The sequence below is a fragment of the Haloarcula rubripromontorii genome (genome assembly GCF_001280425.1).
Taxonomy (GTDB): Archaea; Halobacteriota; Halobacteria; order Halobacteriales; family Haloarculaceae; genus Haloarcula; species Haloarcula rubripromontorii.
Genome location: NZ_LIUF01000004.1, coordinates 291,926 through 312,205, shown reverse-complemented (window position 1 = coordinate 312,205; position 20,280 = coordinate 291,926). Strand labels below are relative to the sequence as shown.

Annotated in this window: 11 protein-coding genes and 2 pseudogenes; 9 read left to right on the top strand and 4 right to left on the bottom strand. The window is 54.0% G+C overall.

The genetic code is table 11. The features are described from left to right. Positions 1 to 54: 54 nt before the first annotated feature. Positions 55 to 147: pseudogene (locus AMS69_RS20235) on the bottom strand (IS1595 family transposase); the annotation flags it as partial. Between AMS69_RS20235 and AMS69_RS13845 the strand changes: the two are divergent. Both AMS69_RS13845 and AMS69_RS13840 read left to right on the top strand, forming a co-directional pair. Then, a pseudogene (locus AMS69_RS13845) lies at positions 145 to 744 on the top strand (transposase); the annotation flags it as partial. The pseudogenes AMS69_RS20235 and AMS69_RS13845 overlap by 3 nt on opposite strands. A 322-nt stretch (positions 745 to 1,066) precedes the next feature. After that, positions 1,067 to 1,744 carry an IS6 family transposase gene (locus tag AMS69_RS13840; protein ID WP_053968647.1) on the top strand — a complete coding sequence of 226 codons (678 nt, stop codon included), beginning with the start codon at positions 1,067 to 1,069 and terminating at the stop codon, positions 1,742 to 1,744. A gap of 494 nt (positions 1,745 to 2,238) precedes the next feature. Here AMS69_RS13840 and AMS69_RS13835 read toward each other — a convergent pair whose 3' ends face one another. Further along, positions 2,239 to 4,116, bottom strand: coding sequence for an ABC transporter ATP-binding protein (locus AMS69_RS13835; protein WP_053968646.1), 1,878 nt, complete (start codon positions 4,114 to 4,116; stop codon positions 2,239 to 2,241). 232 nt (positions 4,117 to 4,348) lie between these two features. Between AMS69_RS13835 and glnA2 the strand changes: the two genes are divergently transcribed. The 4 genes from glnA2 (at position 4,349) to AMS69_RS21130 (ending at position 11,332) form a co-directional block, all read left to right on the top strand. Continuing rightward, positions 4,349 to 5,674, top strand: coding sequence for a gamma-glutamylputrescine synthetase (gene glnA2 / locus AMS69_RS13830; RefSeq protein WP_053968645.1), 1,326 nt, complete (start codon positions 4,349 to 4,351; stop codon positions 5,672 to 5,674). Positions 5,675 to 5,806: 132 nt separating this feature from the next. After that, positions 5,807 to 7,138, top strand: coding sequence for a diaminobutyrate--2-oxoglutarate transaminase family protein (locus AMS69_RS13825; RefSeq protein WP_053968883.1), 1,332 nt, complete (start codon positions 5,807 to 5,809; stop codon positions 7,136 to 7,138). A gap of 257 nt (positions 7,139 to 7,395) precedes the next feature. Further along, on the top strand, positions 7,396 to 9,243 hold the full coding sequence (locus tag AMS69_RS13820) for an IucA/IucC family protein (RefSeq protein WP_053968644.1): 1,848 nt from the start codon (positions 7,396 to 7,398) through the stop codon (positions 9,241 to 9,243). A 13-nt stretch (positions 9,244 to 9,256) separates the two neighbouring features. Further along, positions 9,257 to 11,332, top strand: a complete 2,076-nt coding sequence (locus AMS69_RS21130) for an IucA/IucC family protein (protein WP_077067803.1) — start codon at positions 9,257 to 9,259, stop codon at positions 11,330 to 11,332. A gap of 572 nt (positions 11,333 to 11,904) precedes the next feature. On the opposite strand, the gene AMS69_RS13810 is transcribed toward AMS69_RS21130, so the two are convergent. Continuing rightward, entirely contained in the window at positions 11,905 to 13,095 is a 1,191-nt protein-coding gene (locus AMS69_RS13810) for an ABC transporter substrate-binding protein (protein ID WP_053968642.1), read from the bottom strand. A gap of 155 nt (positions 13,096 to 13,250) precedes the next feature. Further along, positions 13,251 to 14,156 (bottom strand): HEAT repeat domain-containing protein, encoded by a 906-nt coding sequence (locus AMS69_RS13805; protein WP_202904554.1) that lies wholly within the window; start codon positions 14,154 to 14,156, stop codon positions 13,251 to 13,253. A 159-nt stretch (positions 14,157 to 14,315) separates the two neighbouring features. Between AMS69_RS13805 and AMS69_RS13800 the strand changes: the two genes are divergently transcribed. From AMS69_RS13800 to AMS69_RS13790, 3 genes are all read left to right on the top strand, one after another. Next, positions 14,316 to 15,929 (top strand): transposase, encoded by a 1,614-nt coding sequence (locus AMS69_RS13800; protein ID WP_053968641.1) that lies wholly within the window; start codon positions 14,316 to 14,318, stop codon positions 15,927 to 15,929. A 1,172-nt stretch (positions 15,930 to 17,101) separates the two neighbouring features. Further along, a complete protein-coding gene (locus tag AMS69_RS20230) occupies positions 17,102 to 18,310 on the top strand; it encodes a hypothetical protein (protein ID WP_155119970.1) in 1,209 nt (402 codons plus the stop codon). Positions 18,311 to 18,417: 107 nt separating this feature from the next. Beyond that, positions 18,418 to 20,091 carry a transposase gene (locus AMS69_RS13790; RefSeq protein WP_053968639.1) on the top strand — a complete coding sequence of 558 codons (1,674 nt, stop codon included), beginning with the start codon at positions 18,418 to 18,420 and terminating at the stop codon, positions 20,089 to 20,091. Positions 20,092 to 20,280: the final 189 nt, after the last annotated feature.

Sequence of the window (20,280 nt, the reverse complement as noted above, 5' to 3'; positions counted from 1 at the left end):
CTTCTAATTATAGTATTTTCGATTGTCGCTCATGCGAAGCACATTATTCGTGAGTCAGAGAACGGTTCGGACGATTTCTTTGAGAGGTTCTCGACCAGGTTTACGTAAGATTCGACGGCGAAGTCGGAAAGCTCTGAGATATGAGGTGAATCACGGAAAGCGGTAGTGAAGGATCTGCTGGGTTCAGCCCAAAACGCTGTTCACGTTGATAACGTACTGATGGATCGAGAGTTCGACAGCCAGCACATTCTGGAGATGCTCAGCCAACGAGGGCTTTCGTATGTGGTGCCGAAACGAATGCAAACCAGCGAGAAAGCCCAGGCCAAACGCCTGCTCCAGCGGGGCCAAGACCGATACGAGACTGATAGGAAACTCCATCTCGGGAAGAACGAGTGGTACGAGACGACGCTGATCTACCGACGGAAAGAAGACGCTGAGCATGATGATTACCGGCAGTACTCGGTGTTCATGTCCAATCGCGGTAGTGGCTTCCTCACTGAGTACGGGTATCGGTGGGAGATCGAGAGTGGGTACAGGTCGATCAAACGGTTCATGGCTGCCACCACGTTGAAGGACTTCGGGCTAAGGTTCTTCTACTTCGCATTCGCGTGTCTCCTGTACTCGATCTGGCGAGCTGTCGATCTGCTCGTGCAGGTTGAGTTGACTGGTGAGTACGAACATTCGCCGATCGTAACAGCCGACAATACGCTGACGCTGCTGAAGAAGGAGACTGGAATTGGGTAGAGAGACACTCTGTCTAGGTTAGCGCGCCGTCTGAGTGGCTACACTGTTGGAAGTCGCGAAAATTCGCCCATACAATTGAAAGTATGACAAGAATGACCGCTTAGGGAGTGATATGAGGTGATTTGCGTTGACTGAATCGGCCAAATTCACGCATCACAGCCTCTCTAAATCCGGTGTAGTCTCAACTTCCACTACTTCGGAGGGTAAAATTGATGTGTGCCTTTATTTCAAACTATGCTACAATAATAAAATATGACTTCGTACTACCGGCACTGTCTAGTTGAGGGTGTTAGAAATGAGCAGGTCGTAGCGAGAAGTGCTCATGCGACTCGCAGACCTGCTCAGAGAGACCTTAGATGTGGACAGCCAAGACGTTTGGGAGAACGAGCGCACCCCGACACCCGTCCGCTGTTTCGGGGTGCGTCTCCACTCGATTGGGCTGTCAGTTCGGGAGACGAGTGCCGTTCTCGGCTTGCTAGGTGTCGAACGCTCCCACGGCGCGATCTGGCAATGGACGCATCGGCTGGCCGACAGCGAGCAAGACCCGCCGCCGGCCCAGCCGGCGCGGGTCGCGGTCGACGAAACCGCTGTCAAAATCGACGGTGAGTGGCAGTGGCTGTACGCGGCAGTCGATCTGGATTCGCTGTATCTGCTGGATTGTACCGTCTTCAGCCGCCACGGCACGGATCCTGCGGCGGCGTTCCTCCACCGTCTCACCGAGAAATACGACCTCGCCGACACCGAATTTCTCGTCGATGCCTATGGCTATCGGACTGCCCTTTCTCGATTAGGACTCAGCGGTCGAGTCGAACACGCTGACCGAAACCACATCGAAAAGTGGTTTCACACGTTCAAAATGCGCTCCGACCGCTTCCATACGAGCTGGGTGGGCAGTCGGCGGGCCGTCACTGAGTGGTGCCAGCAATTCCGGCAGTATTACAACCAGCAGCGGCCGAATCAAGCTCTTGACGGCAAAACTCCGGTGGAGGTGCTGAACTAGACAGTGCCGTCGACTGGAAATCTTTGACTGCCCGGTGTGTCCAAGAAGGACATCAGGACTTCGGAATCGAGATTCAGCAGTGACTGGTAATCAATCATACCTCGATCAGTCGTGAACGTTGTTACGTTCTAGTGCAAGCGTCCTTGATGCCGAGATCATGCCAGTGTTTGTACGCTGACTGGTCTCGGAGCTTGATTGGGCCAATATTTCTGGCTCCGTGGATTCTGGAGAAAAGAGCACGATAGAGGGTCTATTCAGGCAGTAGTTTCCAAATGAGTGTGTGTTGGTCTTAGTCGGTGGTGTAAAACTACTATTGATCGATAAGGTACGGATTTGCTTGCGAGCAGTGTTCTTTCTAGTTTCAGATGAAACGAAGTGAATGGGGGGAAGGGGAATCGGAACCGTCCATAGCAACGTTCGCGACGGTAACTGCACTGTGCCGCATAGGTTGGTCTCCTGCCAAGACTGCGGCACTGGCTGCCTGTTGCCGTCGTTCAGTGGAGTACGTCGTCGGATAGTGATCGATGGCCACCGGATTGAACAGACCAGAGATCCGCATAGAGGTCACCTTGCGCAACGAGTTCGTCGTGAGTCCCACGTTCGACGATCTTGCCATCATTGAGTACTAGAATACAGTCGGCATCTGTGACCGTCGAGAGCCGATGGGCAATGACGAATGTTGTCCGCTCGGTATTAATCCGATCTAACGATCGCTGAATCGCAAGTTCAGTCCTGGTATCGACACTCGCGGTTGCCTCGTCAAGTACTAGGATCGTTGGATCCCAGAGTACAACCCTTGCGAGCGCAATTCGTTGACGCTGTCCACCGGAGATTTTCACTCCCCGTTCGCCGACTTGGGTGTCGTATCCGTCGGGGAATTCTTCAATAAACTCGTGTGCTTCTGCAGCGCGGGCCGCCTCCCGAACGGCTTGATCAGACGCCTCGAATTGCCCGTACCGAATGTTCTCGGCTACTGTTCCGTCGAACATGACCGGATCTTGGCTAACGTAGCCAACCGACTGCCGTAGGCTCTCCAGCGATAGTTTCTGCACATCGTGGCCGTCGATACGGATCGTACCGTCTGAGACTTCGTATAGCCGGAGGAGAAGTTTCGCAGCGGTTGACTTTCCGGATCCTGTTGGTCCAACTAGAGCGACAGTTTCACCTGCTTCGACAGAGAAATCGATCCCGTTGAGGACGCGATCTCCGTCGTCGTACGCGAAGGTGACATCGTCGTACTCGACGCGACCTTCATAATCGGAAAGTTCCAACGGGTTCGGGTCGTCTTCGATCCGAATGGGAGCATCCAACAGCCCAGCAATGCGCTTCCCCGAGGCTCGCGCATTTTCGTACCAGTCGACAATCTTCGCCAGTTGGGCCAGTGGTGGTGCCAACCGCTGCGTCAATAAGACGAAAACGACGAATTCACCGACCGTCAATGTCCCGGTAAGAAACAACGGTGGACCGGCAAAAACCCAGAGTCCGCCAATGAGGAACGTCGCCAATACAGTGACTCCCGTAAGCAACTCCATTCCGGGTCGATACAAGACGCTCAGCCTGATCGCCGCCATTTCCGCGTCGAACAGGTCTGACGCGACCCTATCAATCCGATCGCCCTCGTAGTCTTCTGCACTGGCACGTTTGACTAATCCGATCCCAGCCAGTGCGTTTTCAAGGCGCGTGTTGAGATCCCCTACGGCTGACCGTTTCTTGGTATACCGAGGTTCGATAGTTACCATAAACCACCAGGTGAAACCTACAAGTACAGGCACGATTAGGAGCGTTATGATGGCGAGTTGCCAGTTCATGTAGAGAAGTAAGGCTGTAATTCCCGTGACTGTGACACCGACCCTAACACTCTCCCGGATCGCGTTGTCGAGAAACCGTTCGAGGTTCGTCGTGTCGTTGTTAAGTACGGACATCAGCTCGCCCGTCTCCTGAGTATCGAAAAACGACATATCTAATTTCTGAAGGTGCTTATAAGCATCAGCACGAATATCCAGCATGACGCTATGGGCGAAATGGTTCATGGCAACACCGCGAAGCCACGCCATGATCGTCGTCACTGCAAGCGCTATCCCCACTAAACCGACCGAGATCCAGAATTGCTCAGCGGGTTCGGTCGGGAACCATGCTGACGGTACCAGCGGGAGAGTATATTCACTTTCTCTCGTAAATACCGCATCGATGGTTGTTCCGAGTACGACGGGGGTCACGAGTGCGGCAGCATACGAAAGGATACTGGCAATGAGGCCGATAGCAAGTATTCGAGACTTCGCTCGCCCGTATCGGTCGTACAATCTAACTAGGGGTCGCCTTGAATCGTCTCGATAGGCTTCGATCCCTTCCGACCATGTCTCGTCACCACTCATCTGTGTTTACCGTCGATCCGTTGCTGTTGAACTCTCTCTTCTGACGGAGCCGCCACAATATTGTCATCCAATATGGTGTTCTAGTTCCCATATTTTTAGGTCAGCCTAAATCAACTAAGTCCTTTCGGATAGCACAGTGAGTGATATTTGAGAATGCATGCGGAAACTAGTCCGGCAGGAGCGTCTTTAGCCGAAGCTTTTTAGGCCCACCTAAAATATATATCGGTGAAATATGACGACTGGAGATAAAGTCCCCACCAACGATACCAACTTCGATTTGGTCCGTCTGGTTTTTGTTACACAGAGTGGAGCCGTTCGGGCGCATGAAATCAACGCGGAGAAAGTCGACACAGCCGTTGAGAACGGGACACCAATTTCTGAGTTGGTCCAGAGCTACAACGCATTCGGACGGCGCGATAAGGACGGGCGACTCGGCGCTGCTGGTGAGGTTAAGCTTCAGCCAGATCCCGAGACAATGCGATCGCTCCCATATGCCGAACAAACCGGATGTATGCTCTGTAATATTGAAACCTTGGCCGGTAACCCCTGGCCTATCGATCCACGGTCGTCACTTCAAAAGTTTATCAGTGAAATGGCCTACCAGCCGGCAGTAGCCTTCGAAAGTGAGTTTCACTTGTTCACCCGAGACTCTGACGGTGAGGCCCAGCCACTTGACACAAAAGGGGTGTATCTGACCGAAAGTACGCGAGAGACACATGAGACGATACGCCGGATCGTAACCGCGCTCGAAAGCCAGGGCCTAGTAGTTGAGAAGTACTACCCGGAATATGCGGCCGGGAAACATGAGGTCGTAATTGGACACCAACCAGGATTACGAGCGGTTGACGAACATATCCTACTTCGGGAGACTGTCAAGAGTGTCGCCCGGACAGACGACTTTCGGGCCACCTTTCTTCCGAGACCATTCGGTACCGCTACAAACGGCTGTCACATCCATTTATCGCTCTGGGATGACGCCAATCGGTTCTACGACTCGGCGAAGGGAGAGCCGAGCGAACTGTGCGAGCAGTTTATTGCTGGGATTCTTACTCATGCGTCGGCACTGTTGGCACTTACTGCCCCAACTGCAAACTCATATACCCGATTACGCCCCCAGTACGGTGCCGCCGGGTTCGTCTGCTGGGGAACAGGTAACCGGGAAGCACTAGTTCGGATCCCAGCTACCCAAGCCGGCACCGAAGCGCAGTCAACTCGCATTGAGTTCCGTGGGGCAGATAATACTATTAACCCGTATTTAGCTCTAATCGGGCTGTTGGCCGCTGGTGCGGACGGCATCCAGCGTGAACTGGAGCCACCAAAATCGGTGACTGTCGACCCAGGCACACTGTCACCGACCCAACGGGCTGAGCGTGGAATCGAACGGCTGCCTCAAACACTTGGCGCCGCGTTAGATGCCCTTGCAACCAACGAGACGATGCGCGAGGTGCTTGGCGACGAACTACTCGAGACGTACCTGGAAGTCAAGCGGAGTCACTGGGATGCCTTCACCGAAAGTGCGCGATCCTGGAATCGTGATCGCCTTCGAAGGATCTATTGACCCATACCTAAGGTAATTTATTTAAATATAATATATTATACCACAACACTTTTTTGTTTTTAGGCCAACCTAAAAATTGGCCATGACTAAAGCCACAATTTCAGGAAGGACAGGAGAAGAGGGATGGAACCGATGAGATACGACGAGTCGAATGAAAAACTCCGGACAAGCCAGCAAGAACGTGAATCTAGCGCACGGACGTATCCACGGTCATTACCGTTTGCTGTTGATCATGCGCAGGGCCTTGAGCTACGTGACGCCGACGGGAACACGTATCTCGACTGTTTAGCCGGTGCGGGCACACTCGTACTTGGGCACAACCATCCAAAGGTGACTCAGGAAGTCGAAAGGCTTCTCACTGAGGACCGTCCGCTTCACACGCTTGATATAACAACGCCGGAAAAAGAGGCATTTGTTGATGCGGTCTTCGAAAGTCTACCAGACGAGTTCACTGAGTCGGCGAAAATACAGTTCTGCTCACCTGCGGGAACGGATGCCGTCGAAGCGGCAATCAAGCTCGTCAAAACGGCGACGGGAAATAAGCCAGTCCTCGGGTTCCAAGGTGGATATCACGGGATGACGAACGGGGCGTTGAGCCTCATGGGAGACAAAGCGACGAAAGAGCCGGTCCAAGGACTGATGCCAGGAACTCATCACCTGCCGTTCCCTGATCCGTACCGGCACCCCTTCGGATTAGATGGGCAGAATCACCAGCCAGTGACGGCGTTCATTGAGCGGGTGTTGACCGACCCAAAGAGTGGTGTTACAAGTCCTGCGGGAATGATTTTCGAGCCTGTCCAAGGAGAAGGCGGGGTCAATCCCGCACCAGAAGAGTGGATTCGGGACATTCGTCGACTTACCCGACAGGAGGAGATACCCTTGATTGTCGACGAGATTCAGAGTGGGATGGGGCGGACGGGAGAAATGTGGGCGTTCGAGCATGCAGACATCATACCAGATGTAGTAACCTGTTCAAAGGGGATCGGCGGTGGATTGCCGCTGGCGGTCGTCATCTACGATGACTCCCTGGACGAATGGGAGCCAGGTGCCCATGCTGGTACCTTCCGAGGCCACCAACTCGCAATGGCTGCCGGTCGGGCTACAATCCGGGAGATATTGGACAATGACCTTGACGATCACGCTGCACAGATGGGCGAACGATTTCTTACGCGACTCCAGTCATTGGAATCCCAGTTCGAGCGTATCGGTGACGTTCGCGGTCGAGGATTGATGCTCGGCGTTGAGTTTGTTGATGAGCATGACGACGGCGACGATCCCCCAGATCCCAACGGTGATCTCGCCGCCGCTGTAAAAGCGGAGTGCTTTGAACGACAACTCGTCATCGAAACTGGCGGTCGTGACTCCGCGGTCGCCCGGTTTCTCCCTCCTTTGACGGTGAGTCCCAACGAGATCGACGAGGTCGCAACACGATTCGAGGAGGCAGTAACTACCGTTTTAGGATAGATCGGTTCCCTTGCAGATTTGTACATGGTCATCGCTCACCTGCCAGCCCGATATATCACTATTAAGCGACTCGATGCGTTGTGATTTGCCCCACTATATTATAAATAAAAATGGAAATTCATAACATGATATTCTAGCATCCTCTAGGAGTTAATACATTAGCTATTTTAATCTTTAGGCAAGCCTAAAAATTGGACGTAACAATGAGAATGGACAATAGGGAAATTGGAATGCGTGCCTGCCGAGGTGACTGATCGATGGAGAACTATGAACGGCTCCAGAGCGTAATGCGAAGCGGTCATTGGAAAACAGCCAATAGCGAGATGCTACGGCGTGTTCTCCGGGAGTTCATGCGGGAATCGATTCTGACACCGACACAGATCGGGACAGTCCAAGCCACGGAGAGCGAACCAAGCGATAGCTGGGGGCGCTATGTTGTAGGAGTGGACGATGGTGTTGAGTACCGATTCGACGCCAACCCACGTCCATTTAGTTGTTATCGGATTCGGGTGGGGTCGACTTACAGACGTAAGGACAACGAGGAATGGACCGAAGCGACTGATCCACTCCAGTTCATCCTCGATGCACGCCATCTCATCGGGATCGATTCCGTGACAACTGGCCATCTGCTCCGCGAGTTTTACAATACACTCGTTGCAGACACACACATCCGCGCCCAGAAAGCCGATCGAGAGGATGAATCGATTCTCGACCTTCCGTTTGCCGCAGTCGACGGTGAGATGGAGGGGCACCCCAAGTACACCTATAACAAGGGTCGGATGGGATTCGATTACGACGACTACCTCGCGTACGTGCCCGAATCAAAACAGCGACAAACGTTATCGTGGCTTGCCGTACGGAATGACAGGGCTACCTTCAAGTCTGTTGAGGGAGTGACTGCAGAAGACCTCCTCACGACGGAGCTGGGTGAGCAGTACCAGCAGTTCAAGACGGTCGTCTCAGAGCAGGGATACGAGCCCGATAACTATCATTTCATGCCAGTCCACGACTGGCAGTGGAACGACAGCATCGCACAGTTGTTCGCAGGCGAGATCGCCTCTGGAGCGCTCATCCCTCTTGGTAAGGGTCCCAACGAATACCTCCCACAGCAATCGATTCGGACGTTTACGAACCTGACCGACCCGACGAAACATCAAGTGAAACTCCCTCTCAAGATCCGAAATACCAACGTCTATCGCGGCATCCTCGGTGAACAGGCTATGGCTGCTCCCGATGTCACGGAGGTTATCAAATCGATCCGTGACGACGATCCGTACTTACGGGATGAACTCGACTTAGTGCTGCCTGGTGAGATCGCGAGTGTCAATTACCAGCATCCGAAATACTCCCAGCTCGACGACGCGCCCTATCAGTATCACGAGCTACTGGCTTGTATCTGGCGAGAGAGCGCGGTAGCTCCTGTGAGGGAGAAAGAATCATCTCTCTTGCTCGCTGCAGTGATCCACGAAGACTTCGATGGGACTCCAGTAGTTAGTAAGCTCGCTGAGCGATCAGGTCGCGATATCGAGACATGGCTTGACAAATTTTTCGAGGTCTTCCTATTCCCTATTCTACACTACCTCTATAAGTACGGGCTGGTGTTCATGCCCCATGGTACCAACGTGAGTCTGATCCACGAGGAGGGTGAACCGAAACGCATCGCGATCACTGATTTCGTCGACGAGGTCGCACTCGTCGACAGGGATTTCCCCGAGCTGATCGAGAAGCTTCCACAAAAGTTCCAAGACGGTGATCAGTTCAAACACTACATCCTCAAGCGGAAGCCTCCGGTGTTGCTGACCCATCGGATCGTCGGAACGGTCCTCGACGGGATCGGCCGATTTGTGTCGGATCTGCTCGCACGCAATCACGGATATCCGGAATCGCGATTCTGGCAACAGCTACACCGTGCCATCCAAAAGTACCACGACCGGTTCCCAGAATACGAAGACCGGTTTGATCTGTTCGATCTTTATCGACCTAGATTCCGTAACTACTGTTTGAATCGCAACCGGATGCTGGACAACGGCTACGAAGACAGCAGTACCCGGCCGAAAGTTCAGTATCACGGTACACTGGAAAACCCCCTCCACCGGTTCGATTAACCAGCATCCATCGATGACACGTTACGAACCAGTAGGGACGTGGGCTGAAGCTGATCCGTTGGGATTCGACGACCTCACAGCTCGCGAGCGAGACGTACTCCCGGCTGCACGGCTATACGCGGCTACCAACGATCTCTCCACCCCGCCGGAAGATGCCTATCTAGCTATTCTCCCAATGGCCCGACGATTGATTCTTTGCCGATTGATCGGTGGACTCGCACGGGACTGTCCATCAGGGGTCGAAACTCCGGGCATAGTCGAGACAGATGGTTCCAGCTCGATAGCCGATACGGACCTCCCGGACGGACTCGACATTCCGACGATCGTCTCGGCACACCCTGATCAAAGGCTCCTCGTGGTGCCGATCCCCGCGGCAGGTGTCGTGATCGTTGTGCCTGTCGTCACCGTTCGATCCTTCAAGCGGTATCGATTCGATATGCCGGTGACAATTCAACGCTACGACGATGTAGCCACCGTAAGCACGCCAGTAACTATCGTTGACTGCCTAGAAGAGGCGGGAATATTCGAGTCTGCAGCCGACGCCGACCGTTTCCGGAGCGAAGTCGATGAAAGTGTGGCGAACCTCGGTTTGGCACGACTCGCAAAACAAGTTCAATGGCAATCAGTGACTGACCCGCCAACACCCATGACAGTCGATATCGAGGGGACCGATCCGACAGCTGCGATGGACCGGCTGGTCACCGACGGACATCCGTTTCACCCAGGGACAAAGATTAGACGAGGGATGGATCCGGCTGCTGGACTGTCATTCGCTCCGGAACTTACGGGATCTATCGGTATCCGCTTCGTCGCGATCCATGCCGGACATACTCTAGAATCGAGCGTTGACGGCTCATCACTCACTGACCGCGTCTTGGACTGTTACCCGACGCTTCGATCAACCGTCAATCAGCAGCTCCCCGCAGGGGCATCCGGGAAGGAATATACCGTGTTGCCAGCCCACCCTTGGCAGTTTCAGCGCGTCCTGAGCTCTCGGTACGACGAAGTCCGTCACAACGACACGATAATCCCGATACATGGCATCGAGCGTCCTGCGACACCGTTGCTGTCTGTCCGGACGCTAGTTCCGGACGACAGTGAGACAGCGACTGACTCTGCGCCCCACTTTAAAGTGCCATTGGGCGTCCAGTTAACGAACGTTGTCCGAACACTCTCACCTCATGCAGTCTCGAACGGACCGGCAATCACGAGTCTACTCAGAGATGTGTTCTCGTCGGAGCCGATTAGCCGTCTCGGTGTACTTGAGGAACTTGCTGGAGCCTGTTATCATCCCCCCGGTGGCCCTCATCCGGAGGGAGAAAAGTATGATGATGCACGGAACCTCTCGGCCTTAGTCAGGCAGCACCCACAGTCACATCGGTTAGTCGGACCGGAGAGTACCGTGGTGACGGCAGCGAGTCTTCTCGCCTGCACACCCCGTGGCCGCAAGTCGATTCTGTCTGGCGTCATCGACACGTTCGCGAATCGATCTGAGGCGGCTACTCGCGAGGACATCGTACACCGGTTCCTCGAGGCGTACGTTGACACGGTCGTTCCTGGGACACTCAGATTACTCGTCAAGTACGGCATCGCGCTTGAAGCCCATCTCCAGAACACCTATCTCGTGTTTTCGGACGGTGAGCCGACAGGAGTGCTCGTCAGTGACTTCGGGGGCATCCGGATTCACGAACCTCGCCTTAAAACCCAGGGACGAGAACTGACAACTTATCCCGATTCGAACATCACTACGACCAATCCGGATGCGACCAGAGAGAAACTGTGGTATACTCTCTTCCAGAACCAGCTTGGGGAACTCATCGGCCGGCTGGCCGATATCGAGCCCGTAGACGAAGGCGATTGTTGGGTAGCTGTCAGGGAGGTTTGTGAGCGGGTCTTCGATCAGCTTGAAGCGGACTCGGCTGTGGCGACAGCCCGGGTCGACTGGCATCGCGAATCGCTGTTCGACGACAAAATGGTCCACAAGGCTCTCACAGCCATGCGAATTCGTGGCGATGACCTCGACTACTGTCGGACGACTGTCCCGAATCCGCTCGCTATGAAGGATGGGACATTAGCCAGCGACGAGTGATAATGGTCGGACACCCTTCGATGGAGGTGTTCCGTCGTAGTCCCCTCTATCATACGACGGTCGTAGTCGCTGATCAGGACCCAACCACAAAGTAATCCCATCCATCAGGGTTTAGTTTAGAATCTCATTCACTAAATCGCTTTCCCGGATGATGTCTCTGTCCTCGTTACTGATCCGAGTCACTCTGCAGCTCGTGGAGCGTCTTGAGACACCATAGACGGGAAGTGGATCTAAGGACCTTGTTTAGACGCCGAATTGCAGACTGTTGAGAGCCTATGTCTCGATCGGGGATGAACAGACGCCAGTAATTCGGCTCGTCCATTTACTTCCTCGTACCGAATTGCCCAGCTATTGCAACCTATCCGGGCTGATCAGACTAACTTCGGCTCGAAAACTAGCGAGACTCGACGACTATTCTGACTCACGGACTCGGGAAACAGCGCTCTCAACCGCTCTTACTAGCGTCTAAACATGGCCGATCTAAGAATACAAAGCGAAGTGTCGATGTCCAAGGCCACAACGATGAAAATCCACCTTAGATGATCTCGGGGTCGTGAACTGATTCTTCTCGATTATGTGTTTCCGTTGATGATGTCTGCGACGCGCTGGCGGTCAAACAGTTTCTCGTCGGCGGTTACCTCACCGAAAATGTCCGGATACAGTTGTTGTGCGGCTTGTTCGGTTAGGAAGAGATTCTGAACTGGGCCTTGCCAGAGTAGTCCACCACGATACACTCGTCCGTTCTGTACGGCGGTCAATTCACTAGCGACTGTATGGTCCTGCAGAGAGGCGAGGACCGTCTCCTCGAACTCACTGGCGGATTTCTCTTCGTGTCCTCGTATGAGTAACACCTCGGGATCGATCGTCAGCAGGTTCTCGAAATCGAGTTCGCTCCGGTTTTCGGCACTGAGTTGTTCCACGCTCGTGTTGGCGAGTGCATCGGTAACCCCGAGGTCATGCCATTGTTTCTTGTTCGTCCCCCTATCATCAAGCCGATACGGTGAGAACGTCTCCGGTTCATCTGACGCTTCGTAGGTGAGCAGGACACTCGGCCGGTCGCTTTCTGCCGGGAGTTGTGACTGAATATCAGCGATGAACTCGTCGTGGAATTCCTTGAACGTCTGGTACTGATCCTCTTTCTGAAATACTTGCGCGACCTTCTCGAAGGCCTCGTACATCGTGTAGTAGCGGTGATCGTGCCATTCATCGGACCGGCGGTAGATCCGATTACCGATGAACGGTCCAACGTTCTCCGTGATTTCGGCCAGGTCTTCGTCGGACCAGTCGAATGACCGTTTCATGTTCTCTGGACTGATAAGATGTACGTCATTTTCCAGTTCGTAGAAGATCTCTTTGTCGATCCCATCTGCCCACAACGCCGTCAGCGAATCGGAATCGACCGAGACACCTGGAACGGCGTCATAGAACTCGGTGTAATACTCCGAGGGCTGGCCGACACCGGTCAAATCATCGCTCAGACCGAGTGCGACACCCATATCCGCATAACCCGGGTAGTAGGTCGCCCACTTCTCGGGAATGCTATCGAAGGTGATCTCCCCGGCGGGGGCCATCGATACCGTGTAGCTATCGTCTTCGGACGTTGAGGTCGTAGTTGACTCGCTAATCTCCGTTTCAGTCGGGGTCGACCCGCTATCAGACTGGCCCGCACAACCGGCGAGCAATCCCCCACCTAAAACTGCTCCGCCGAACTTCATGTACTTACGCCGTGTCGGTGCCTCGTGGCCGCTGGAGTTGTCTGCCATGCGATTTAGGCTCGCCTAAAGGATTAAAAATATTCCGATTTTTAGGCCAGCCAAATCCCCTCAGCGTGGGGCTCCACAATACGGGCACATCGACGGGCCGCTATTGGAGGACGCGAATCCACAGTGGGGACACTCCCCTCCATCGGGACTGGTCATCACCTCAACCATGGCGTCTGTCTCCTCTCGATCCAACTCGACGGTGCCGACGTCGACCTAGACAGCTCATCGACCAGCCGTCCCGGATAAAATTGTAAGCGATCGTTCAGGAACGATGGTGTTTCCTCGCCATCGGCGTTGATGTGTTCAAGATAATGGGTCGACTCGACCGGTACGTCCGACTTCGCCAACAGTCCGAGCGCCTCAACCGCCCATCCCTGAACGTACGGGTTCTCGTCGGGCTGTCGTCCGCGGTGCACGTCATCGGCGTCGGCCAACTTTTTTGGATGTACACAGCCCACGACGACGAACGCTACACAGAGGTGATACTGGACGAGTTCGTTCTCATCCGTGAGATCCTCAGCCAGCGAGTCGACTTGGTGTCGGAGCCAACCCGGATCGCCGAGTGCGACGTACGCCAGCGCCTTCGCTAGCTTCTCTTTGACCTCGGATTCGTCGAAGGACAGTCCGATACGGAGGTCGGCCAACGTCTCCAGGTCGGTGACTTCCTCGGGCGAGTCGACCGCGGTGTAGCCAAGCGCCTCGGCACAACGGGCCCGGAAGTAATAGAACTCCTCATCGTCGACCAGACGGTCGGCGAGTGTGGCGACGACGGGAAGGACGGCCGCCGAATCAGACTGTGCTAATGTGACAAACAGTTTCGCGGTTGTCAGTCTGACCGCGCGGTCCTCGTCGGTCAGGAACGTCGAAAGTGGGCCAGCGAGATCTTCGAAGGAGCACGACGACTCTTCGGCGATATCCCGGATTGGTCGTAGTGCCCGCTTACGAGTCTCGGCATCAGCCGCACCGAGCCGGTCGAGATACGCCGCCGTCTCCTGGTGGTCCCCTTCCTTGAGAAGGGCAGCCAGGCGGTCGGGTGTGGGCGGCTGGTCTGGTTCACTCATCGGCGCGGGTGGAATATGAGTGGCTTCTAGGATCAGTCGCTTCAATCCGGTGGTTCTGCGCTGGCCTGCGAAGTCCTTACTGAGCTTTTCTATCGACGGAGGATACTGATATAGACGAGACCGCGACCACTTCTATGCTGCCGACATAAGCGCGCATCAATGTCGGAGACCCTGGACCCGCTCTCGGACCGTGCCTGCCGCATGACTTACGCCTACAAGACCGGGATCCACCTTAGGGAAACACTACGAGATGGAGTCTGTCTCCGGACGGCTGTGAGCGAGGTCACCATCCACACCGAGCATCTCGAAGACGGCTACCCTGACTGGCACCCAGCACCCGATTCGTTCCAGGGAATGCTCCGGCTGTTCATATATCGGGAGATTACGGGCGACAGTTACCGGACCCTCGAAACGTACCAGGAACTCGCTGAACCGTTCGGGTTGGAACACATCCCCGACGAGTCAGTCCTCTCTCGCGCTTGGCGCAATCGATTCACCGACGGTGTTCGTGAGTACGTGACCGTCGCTGCCCACTTCGTCGTCAAAGAGATCCACGACCACGGCCCCGCCGTCTCTGCAGTACGGCCGAAAGAGGACGTCATTGAGTCTGATGAGGACTCGCCCGCTGACGATGAAGAGAGTAGTCGTGCGTTTTCGGACGAACAGATCCACCGGACGACGCGCCTCGCACGAGACCACGGCTTCGACGGGTTCGACTCGGGACGAGCAGAGAACGCCTCCTACGAAGACACGCAGTTTTTCGAGTTACAGACGTTCATGGGAATGGTAGGCTGCGGGACTGCGCAGGGAGCCGCTCGCTTCCAATTCCGGCGCGGCGAGGAGTACGGTCCACACGGCGACACGCACCTGCGGGCGGTCAAGCAGTTCGAACCCACAGAACTCGTTGAGGGGTTTGATCAGGCCAGTGACCGCCTGCTGTCTGCAATCGCTGATGAGGCGTCGTTTCGACGCCCGGTGACTGCAGCGATCGACATCACGACCGTGCCCTACTACGGCGATGTCGAGGGAATGCCGATGGTCAGTGGAATCGGAGGCGAGGAGGAACGAGCGTTCAAATTCGCGACGCTCTCGGTTGTCGGTGAGAACGTGCCGCTCATCCTGGCAATCGAACCCGTTCGTGAGAGCTCTGCTTGGGACGACAATCAGTCGAATCAGGTGCATCGTGTCGTCCGGCGACTCGTGACGCGAGCGAAAGACCACGTCCCCATCGAGACAGTTCTGTGTGACCGGGAGTTCGATTCGATGCGCGTGTACCAGACGCTCTCGAATCTCGGCGTGAACTACCTGATTCCGAAACGAATCTCCAGTACAGAACGCGAGGCCATCGAGACGATGGAGGCAGACGGACAAGATGTTGCTGTCGAAACGGCCTCTGTTGAGGTCGAGGCAGGCTCACACCCGATGCGGTTTCTGTACGTCCCCTCGACGAAAGGTGATGGAACAGCGGTGTTCGCGACGAACCTCCCGGTGGGGCCGGACCAGGCTGAGTCATTCTGTCGGCGCTACAGCCGCCGCTGGCAGATCGAAAACGAGTATAAGTCCATCAAGAACGACTTTCTCGCGAAGACATCCTCGAAAGACTACCGCGTGCGTCTGTTCTACTTCGTTTTCGCAGTACTACTCTACAATATCTGGCGGCTGACCGACTTCCTGCTGAAAGCGGGTGTCGACAGTGAGATGGAGTACGTGCCGGTCCTAACCGCAGGTGAGTGTGTTGAGATTGTTGTCTCGGCGTTGATCCCGCCTGACTGATGGGCTGAACTCCCACTGAATCCGCAGTTCGACAGTGGCAACGCTGTTCGGCAGCGCCAGAATACGTGGATTTTATCACAATCACTTGAAGTGTGGCCTGTTATTAGTTCGATATCGATGGTTGTTCGGAACGGAATGTCCCGAGTCGACAGTAATCTCACTCAGAAATAGTCCATCCTCCGAAACTGTGAACTTCCAAGGCCCGGTGGTAGTTGAGACTGGTGCTCTCAATGCATACGTCTATGGAACAGGTAACTGGCAACTTCACCTATTGGAACTGACGGAAGTGAATATCGTGAACGGTGTTCAACGGATTACTCTTTTTAAGAGGGTCATCGACATTCCGCATTACTTATGAGCCTATTAGGTGGGTGTCTCGCTCCTGAATGCCGACACCTCACCGGATACTGAGATCCGCTGTTGTTCGTCGATATCTATCCGGAGCGTTAGCGTCGCTGACCGAACTGGTTCGGGTGTTTCGACGATATCTTGATGTCGATATGTGCCCGCTGGGAGACACGAATCAGCCTCGGCAGCCGTGTAAATGTTGTACTCCTCGGTAAGTTTGTCCTCAGGGGCGAGTTCCCGGTACTCCAGAGAACTCTGAATCCCGTCTCTCCCATCCTGGGGATATCGCCAGCACCCTGACGACGTTCGCACAGGGTCGGCCCGCAATACGCCCCGAGACTCGGGATCAAGCACAAGGGTGTCGGTTCGGGTTATGTTTTCGTCAGGTCCCGTATCGGTGAATAGCAGTGTCGGACCGAAACCGAGACGGATAGAGCCACTTCCAGTGTTTGTTAGCGTCGCTCCCACTCGCGCTGGCGCGTCGTCTGATGATTGACGTACAACCTTTCCCGTGAGTTTTAGCGCTGGCTGCTGCTGCTGGGGCATGGTTTTAGGTGACTGTGTTGCGGGCTCATCCGAGTCTACTGACGAACACCCTGTGAGGCTTCCACTGAATGCAACACCAGTCAGCCGAAGGACTGCTCGTCTAGACAATCTCATACCACCATATGATTGTCTACCAATAAATATTTTCTGCGGATTAATCAAAAGACGCAATAGAACTTGACTGACGATATCACTCTATACAAATACTAAATGATAATACATGTGAATCAGAATTTACCAATAGAATTAATAAACTGTATTACACAACCCGACATGCGATGGTGACTAAATCTACTCGACTTGGTCAGATGGGCCGTCGTGGCTTCGTGAGCGCCCTCCTATCAATGGGGGTAACAGGCAAAGCAGCAGCTAACTTAACTTCAGAAGACCTGAAAAAACTAACTGATAACCCAGAGAATCGAGTTCCACGGATTAAGTATTACAAACATACAAATCACAGCGATATTAAGAAAAACAAAGCTGCCCCGAAACGGGAACCAGTGTATTATACAATTCCACGCGATAGGTGGGTGCGCATAGAAACGACAAAAAATGCTGCTGAGCGGATCGGAAATAAGATTTCATCTTCTGGGATTAGGAAACAACTTCCTGAATGGGAGGAGATCAGCATCGGGATCACAACAAACATAAACAATTCCAGCCTCGGTGTCGTCGTCGAAAAGACGCAATATCCGGACAGACGGCAAAAGGTGAACGAGCAGAACGAGGGCATTAATTTAGAAAAACTACGAAAAATCGTTCCAAAAGAAGTGTCTGGGTCCGTCTCTACCAAAAGCAAGGAAGCAACACGGAGCAATATACCTGTAAAACTGACCAAATCTGTTGATTACGAACAGAACTACTTTGATAAATCCTATCCGTCTGTTCCTGGCGGTTGCCAAATCGCAAAGGAGAATGGTAATTGGGGAACAGTCACAACCCCCGCATACGGTATCGATGGAAATAGCTACGGCTGGGTGACGGCCGCACATGTCCTCAGTCGTGAATCCTCGATTAAGATGCAGCAGCCAGCTGAAGGCAGAACCATCGGGATATCAGATCAGTATGGTGAGTGGGGTGAAGCTGACGTAGGCTTCATTCAACGGTCAGACGATTATCGTTATTCGATTGCCTCCGAAAACGGTTCCGGTGAAGACTATGATTGGGATATCCAGGGAATCGTAACAAATTCCAGAATAGAAGACATGGTCGCTAACAACGAAAAGTCTCGCTTCCAAGGTGCCAAAACGGGTCGGAGTCACTCTGAGGTCTTTCGGTATGATAATGTAAATTGGGAGTCAACCGACGGACCTGTTGTTTTCATAGATCACGACTCCGACGGAGGAGATTCAGGATGTCCATATTTCGAACTCGACGACGACGGTGCCTATATTATGGGTGTCCATGCGTGGGGTCACAACGATGAAACTCAGGCTAAAGGGAATACTATTGAATTCGCTGAAAACGTGCTTGATGTCGTGGTCTAGTAGCGACTAGTGAGAGGGGTACTGGAAGCCTCATCTAATATACTCAGTATCTCGCCTGTACTGAGCAGTAAACGGGTTCTTGAGCCTGCCGTGGCCAGCATCTCGTAGTGGTAACGAGTTGTGACTCCCAACGCAGTGTGTTTCGACGGATCGCCCAGCAATCATACGCTGAGTGGCCAGCATATAATTCGACACCACTCTATGACCGAAGTTCTCTCGCTGGCCTGGAAGAAGACATACGTATCGTTGCCTCCACATGGTTTGACCATCAGGCACACCACTCCACCGACGAGTTCGTGTCTCACTACCCAGTAGCGTATGTCGAGTTTGGGCCACATGACCAGTATTCTGGAGCCACCCAGTACGAGATGGCTCAACTGTTCCGATTATTTCTACTCAAAGAACTTCACGGCTGGACCCACGAAACGGCACTCCTCACGTATCTCACTCACCACTCTGAACTCCGTGAGCAACTAGAATTAGAGACGATCCCAGACCAGTCAACGCTGTGGCGCAGCTGGCATGAACGATTCACTACAGAGCTTCGTGAGACAGTTGAAGCAGCTGCGCGGACGATTCTGATCAAAGCTCAGGACGCGGACGTTGCTGTCCCGCGCGAGCCAGAACGTCAGCTTCCATTTCAGCGTGACGAGGAAGAATCAGACACGGGTAACCAAGCCGTCCTAGACGAAACAGCGTCGATTACGAACCACATCAGCCGCATCGTCTTCCCAGTTTTCTCGTTAAATCGTGGTGGTGGTTGTGAAATCCACGAGAACGCGTATTGGGACTTACAAACACATCTCGGGCTTCGAGAACGGTTGGCTGCTAACGAAGGAGCCCGCAGTTTCGTCTACGAATCAACCCGGGATCGAACGCCGTTGGGCCACGCCCATCGCGAGCACATCCGCGACCTGTCGATTGAACAGATTCGGGAGATGTACCGACGAGCCGTGACTCGATTATTGGAAGAAGTAGCGGAGACAGAGGAGTTCTTCCGAGCGGGGATCGTCGCTATCGATATTACTGAAGCGGACCCGTTCACAGGCGACAGGACCGGGCACGAAGACGAGATTATTGGGACACAGGAGAAGACCGATGAGTACGCCTATCAGTGGGCGACGGTCCAACTGGTCGGCAACGCCGTTCCAATTGTGCTGGATGCGCGCCCGGTCCGAAAGGGAGAGACACGACTAGAAATCGTCGAAGACTTGCTCAACTCTGCCCAGGACCTCGTTCACGTCGATAACGTGCTGATGGACCGCGAGTTTGATAGTCAGCACGTTCTAGAGATGCTCAGCCAGCGCGGGCTGTCGTACGTCGTCCCAAAGAGAATGCAGACGAGCGAGAAAGCACAGGCCAAGCGATTGCTCCAGCGGGGTCAAGACCGATACGAAACCGACCGCAAACTCCATCTCGGGAAGAACGAGTGGCACGAGACAACGCTGATCTACCGACGGAAGGAGGACTCTGAATATGATGATCACCGGCAGTACTCGGTGTTCATGTCCAATCGCGGTAGTAGCTTCCTCACTGAATACGGCTATCGCTGGGAGATCGAGAGTGGCTACAGGTCGATTAAGCGATTCATGGCCGCAACGACATCGAAGGATTTCGGGTTACGGTTCTTTTATTTCGCGTTCGCGTGTCTCCTGTACTCGATTTGGCGAGCGGTGGACCTGCTGGTACAAGTTGAGTTGACCGACGACTACGAGCATTCGCCAATTGTGACGGCCGATAACACGCTGACGCTGTTGAAGAAGGAAACCGGAATCGGATAGAGAGAGGTTTTACCCGTGTTAGCGTAGCGTCTGAGTGGCAATGCTGTCGGAAGTCGCCGAAATTCGCGCATGCCGTTGGAAGTTCAATAGGAATAGCCGTTTGGAGAGCAATCTGAGCCAATTCCCGATCACTGAAACGGCCGAAACCACGCATCATAGGCCCGCTAAACCCGCTGTAGTCTCAACTTC

Coding starts and splice junctions, on each gene's coding strand:
- AMS69_RS13840 (WP_053968647.1), top strand. CDS start 1,067: ATGCGACTCGCAGACCTGCTCAGAGAGACCTTAGATGTGGACAGCCAA.
- AMS69_RS13835 (WP_053968646.1), bottom strand. CDS start 4,116: ATGAGTGGTGACGAGACATGGTCGGAAGGGATCGAAGCCTATCGAGAC.
- glnA2 (WP_053968645.1), top strand. CDS start 4,349: ATGACGACTGGAGATAAAGTCCCCACCAACGATACCAACTTCGATTTG.
- AMS69_RS13825 (WP_053968883.1), top strand. CDS start 5,807: ATGAGATACGACGAGTCGAATGAAAAACTCCGGACAAGCCAGCAAGAA.
- AMS69_RS13820 (WP_053968644.1), top strand. CDS start 7,396: ATGGAGAACTATGAACGGCTCCAGAGCGTAATGCGAAGCGGTCATTGG.
- AMS69_RS21130 (WP_077067803.1), top strand. CDS start 9,257: ATGACACGTTACGAACCAGTAGGGACGTGGGCTGAAGCTGATCCGTTG.
- AMS69_RS13810 (WP_053968642.1), bottom strand. CDS start 13,095: ATGGCAGACAACTCCAGCGGCCACGAGGCACCGACACGGCGTAAGTAC.
- AMS69_RS13805 (WP_202904554.1), bottom strand. CDS start 14,156: ATGAGTGAACCAGACCAGCCGCCCACACCCGACCGCCTGGCTGCCCTT.
- AMS69_RS13800 (WP_053968641.1), top strand. CDS start 14,316: ATGTCGGAGACCCTGGACCCGCTCTCGGACCGTGCCTGCCGCATGACT.
- AMS69_RS20230 (WP_155119970.1), top strand. CDS start 17,102: ATGGTGACTAAATCTACTCGACTTGGTCAGATGGGCCGTCGTGGCTTC.